A 4,558-nucleotide genomic window follows, 5' to 3' on the forward strand; every position below is an offset into this window, starting at 1 on the left:
ATAAAAATATATTACCGTTTTATTTTGATTATATTAATGACGATATTTATTTAAAAAGCGAATTTTACGAGTTTGAAATAAAAAACAAAAAAATAAACATTTTAAACTCTAAAATTAATTATTATCTCGATAGAATTAAAAGCACTATTAACCCTGTTGATATCGATACAGATTTAAATAAACTAAACGAAAATAATCAGAAATATTTAACTTATTTTTATAGTGATAACTTTAATTTTATAATGCCTGAAACTCCTCAAGAGTGAACAATTCCACAACGTAAAACGTTCTGAATGAACCCGGAAGAATTTGAAACTTTAAAGGGTAAAGAGGGGAGAATATCAGAATATTCAAGTTTAAAAAATAAAGTTATTACTAAGGAATATATTTATGCGAAGGCTATAAATTACTTTCGTGAGAATAACATAAATAATTATGCTATTAAAGCTATTGAAATAACTCCGGTAATTTATGAATTTAATAAAAGAGTTAAACCATCGGAACAGATTTTATGAAACACATTAAAAAATAACCCTGGTAATATTCAAAATTATTTGAGTAGTTTCACGAATATAGAGGAATCTCAAGGCAAGAAATTAGAAAATACTTCTATAACTTTAGAAATAGGGGCTCATATGTCCCGTGTTAGAGTTGAAACACCTGCAGAGATGTATAGCACACACATAACTTTAAAACTGTTTTATGCGACAGTTATTTATTCAACATATGAAGAAAATAATAAAAAAATAAGCAGTTTTATAACCTTGCCAGCTATTGACATTTTTGGAATAACTGGAAACACATTAAAAACTTTAGAATTAAATAATTCTAGTAAGTTAGTTTTAACTGGTGCATTTTTAAATAAATATTTAGAGCTAGAAGACGCAAATAGTTCTGAAATTATAAAAATAATGAAAACAACAGACCCCGCTAAATCTTGCCAGTTAATAATAAATAATATTTACATTTAAAACAATGGGAACTGTTGCCCTTAAAGTCGGAGAATAAAATGAATGAATTTTATAAAAAAATAGCTTCAACTTTTGGCATTACCGAAGAAGAAGCACGCGAAAAACTTGGAACAGCTGATGAAGCCGATTCGAAAGCTATCGCCAAAAACCTCGGTTTTTATGGACTTTTCCAAACTAAAGAAGAATTAGAGACATATATAAAAAATAAAGTTCAAAATAAAATGAAGGAAATCGATTCACTTACTGAACAACTAAACGAAAAAAACAATACAATAAACGAACAAATTAATTTATTAAACTCCTTGAAGTCATCAAATGAACAAATAACTACACAAATTAAAAACGCGTTTATAAGTGAATGGAAAAACTTGAATTATAAGCCAGATTATACTTTTGAAAACCTTACTGCAGAAGAGATTGATTTAAATAATTTGGCTGAATCAGTAAAAAAATATGCCTCTAAACATAATGAAACCCCTGAAATTGTAAAACCTGAAACAATAACGAAAGACGAACAACAAACTACAGGAGTCGAACGTTTTACATTTGGGAGCAGAAGAATTTTATAACAGGAGAATAAAATGAGTAAATACACTGAAGCAATTTTTGCTAAAAAAGCAAACGAGTCAAATTTATCGCTTAAAGAGTCAGAACTTGCACAAATTTCAAACATTGCAGCCAATGAATTATTAATTGGTTTATTGGGTACAGACTTGCCGGTTATGGACGTAAACAAGTCTACAGTTACATTTTTAAGAAATATCGGCCAAACTTTTGAAGAAAAAACAAAAGTAGGAATTTCAGAAGTTAAAGCACCAAAATTAGACCCAGTTACATTTAACTGAAACAAACCAAAATTCCAAGCTCTTGGATTTTCAGCAGCTGATGAAGCTTTAGGCTTACCAAATGCCGCAGCTATTAAATTAGAAAGAGCACAAAGCGATTTTATAGAATTAACAGAGTCAGAAGCTTGAACAGAATTCGAGACAAAAGTAAAAACTCTAACAAATCAAAAAGTAGTATTTAACTATACAACTAAAACAGGGAAAGAAATTTGACAAGAATTAGTTAAACAAGCTATTGAAGTATCGAAAACAAAAAATATAACCGAAGGAATTAGCAGAGTCCAAAAATCTAAAATTATTATTTTTGTTAAAGATGAAGTATTCAATAAATTGGCATCTGACTTAATTATTGGAAACTACGCCGAACAAGTAGCCCAAAACGGTGCAGGAGCAATCGCAACTATTGGAGGTTATAAAGTTGTTGCGAATCCATACCTTAATGAATTTGACGCAATTATTGCCACAACTTTCACCGCCGCAAGTATGGTAAACGTAAACGCCGCAAACATTACAACATTAGTCCCAACAAATGACACAGCTATGTATTATGAAGCTATGAACTTGTTCGGAGTTGCTTATACTTCATGCATTAAAGCAATAGCAAAACAATAGAATAATTATGGTTTTACTGTCATCCATAAAAAATGATTTTTATACATTAAAGGCCAGCGAAAAACCTAAGACAAAAAGGAAACTCCCAGCGCTTGGTCGCTGGTTTTTAAATATTAGTAGGCTGGTTTTATCTATTGGAGCAAGTTTTATCAGTGAAGCCGTTAATGTTGTTGCTCCTGGTGTTGGTATGTTAGTGGATTGGGGGCTTAATACCTTAATAGATGCTATTGCAAACTTAATTGAGAACTATGGAGATTTTCAAGCAGATGAATTTTTAATTTCTGCAGGTATGAACTTAATCCCGTTTGTATTAAAAGGATTAAGAAGAGTCAGCAATTTTGTAAAAGGTAATAAAGTTTTAGGGTTTGCCGATAATTTAAAATTATCTAATAAATCGCTTGCCGATACAGTTAAACAACAAGCGAATAAACTAAATTATTATGGCGTTAATAACATAGTTAATAATATAGATGACACTATCACAAATTACTCCGCTAATAATTTAGCTTTTAAAAAGATAAATGATAATTTTAAACAAATGAATAAAACGCTATTAGAGGCAAACAAATTTATAGGTAATAAAAATATATTACAACAATCCCAGAACCTCGCTAAAGCCTCTAAAATAATGCATAACGTGCGTGTCGCTAGCACGTTAATACTCTCGCCAAGATATGCAGCCCGCAAATTAGTCCAAAAACTTACAGATAAACCTTGAAAAGCGGTGTCGAATACCTGAAACAATTGAATAGACTCGAAGGTTAAAAATATAACTAAAAGAGTAATAAAAGGAACTGCCAAAACAGTGGAAGAAGCACAGAAAAATATAGCTTTAAATTCTCACTGACTTTATAGCCTAAAGATTTATAAAGCTTATAACCCGTGAAATACTAGCGTAGTAAATGCGTTATTAACATTTAGACCAGAAACCACAAACAACAAAAAACCTGTTTTATTAGTCCAAAAAAGTTATAGCCATATTATGAATTTAATACAGTCACCAAGTGCAGGAAAGTATTACCTTAAAAATTTCGCCTGAGGTTGAGAAGTGGGGAAGTTTTTGCGTAATTTTGGTCAATATAGCCTAAAAAGTAAAATGCCTTTATTCACCCGTTTTATTTCAAATTTTAACTATACATTTAAGTCACTAGAGTATATTGTTAAAAGTATAAAAAATGTAAATAAAAATAAATGGAATAACTTAGGTAATGAACTGGTAGAAGGATTTAAAGAGGGGATGCTTAAAAAACCTAATTTTAAATTTATTGACCCATTAGTTCAATCTTTTAAAAGTTCAATAACAGGGAACTCATATTATGCAATTAAAAAAGGGTTAGATATAGGACATAAAACAGCTTGACGCAATAAGATAGCTGGGACTTTAGATAATTCTTACGTTTCTAGCTATCAAGGACAAAAAATAAAAATTAAAACATTAAAACAAAGGAGGGCAAAAGGTGTTAAATAAAGAACAGTTTAATATAACATTAGAAGACTTTAAAAATAACTATTATTATGGCGAACGCTTGGATATACCTAATAAAGTTTTAGATATAAACCCAAATATTACTGAAATAGATTTTTTTAATAAGTTAGTTAATGACATTTTAATAACATGTGACTTATTTCTTAATCAAAGGGTTAGTTATTTAGTTTATGAATGCGATGCAGAAGAAACTAAAAACATATTAGGTGAACAATGCTATTTAAATTTTAGGCTTGCAGTTTTATACGAGTTAAAATATCGCTTAAACAATAATTACATCCCTGACTTTTCTAATAGAGACGTTTGAATGTCACAGAATTTTTCGCTAAGTGTTGAAGGAAAAAGATTCAACTCATACAGTGATTTGTTAAATTCTGAAACTATTGCATTTTTAACGCAGTGCGAATATGAAACCGTAGACCGTCAGGAACGTCAACAACTTTATAATTTTGTAACTAATAAATTAAAATTATTAGATGAAATTAATGGCCTTATTGGTAAGTTAAATATTTCTAACGAAATAAATGAACAACAGACTCAAGAAATAAATAAAATTGCTGAAGCTATTGAAAGAACTAAAAGCCAATTAAATGAATTAAATAATAATTTAAATAATAGTTTTATTTTAGATATAAGCAATATAC

The 4,558-nt window shown here is 29.4% G+C and carries 4 protein-coding genes and 1 pseudogene; all 5 read left to right on the forward strand.

Annotated elements, in window-relative coordinates:
- The coding region (locus T390_RS04195; RefSeq protein ID WP_036436290.1) for a hypothetical protein at positions 1-971 on the forward strand (971 nt) is incomplete at its 5' end.
- A gap of 38 nt (positions 972-1,009) precedes the next feature.
- The gene (locus T390_RS0103425) at positions 1,010-1,540 is read left to right on the forward strand and encodes a hypothetical protein (protein ID WP_027335084.1); all 531 of its coding nucleotides are present in this window, start codon (positions 1,010-1,012) and stop codon (positions 1,538-1,540) included.
- A gap of 12 nt (positions 1,541-1,552) precedes the next feature.
- A complete protein-coding gene (locus tag T390_RS0103430) occupies positions 1,553-2,428 on the forward strand; it encodes a hypothetical protein (protein WP_027335085.1) in 876 nt (291 codons plus the stop codon).
- A gap of 7 nt (positions 2,429-2,435) precedes the next feature.
- Entirely contained in the window at positions 2,436-3,896 is a 1,461-nt protein-coding gene (locus tag T390_RS0103435) for a hypothetical protein (protein WP_027335086.1), read from the forward strand.
- Positions 3,886-4,558: pseudogene (locus T390_RS0103440) on the forward strand (hypothetical protein); the annotation flags it as partial. The gene T390_RS0103435 and the pseudogene T390_RS0103440, both read left to right, overlap by 11 nt.

The sequence above is a fragment of the Mycoplasmopsis felifaucium ATCC 43428 genome, from assembly GCF_000687775.1.
Lineage (GTDB): Bacteria > Bacillota_I > Bacilli_A > Mycoplasmatales > Metamycoplasmataceae > Mycoplasmopsis > Mycoplasmopsis felifaucium.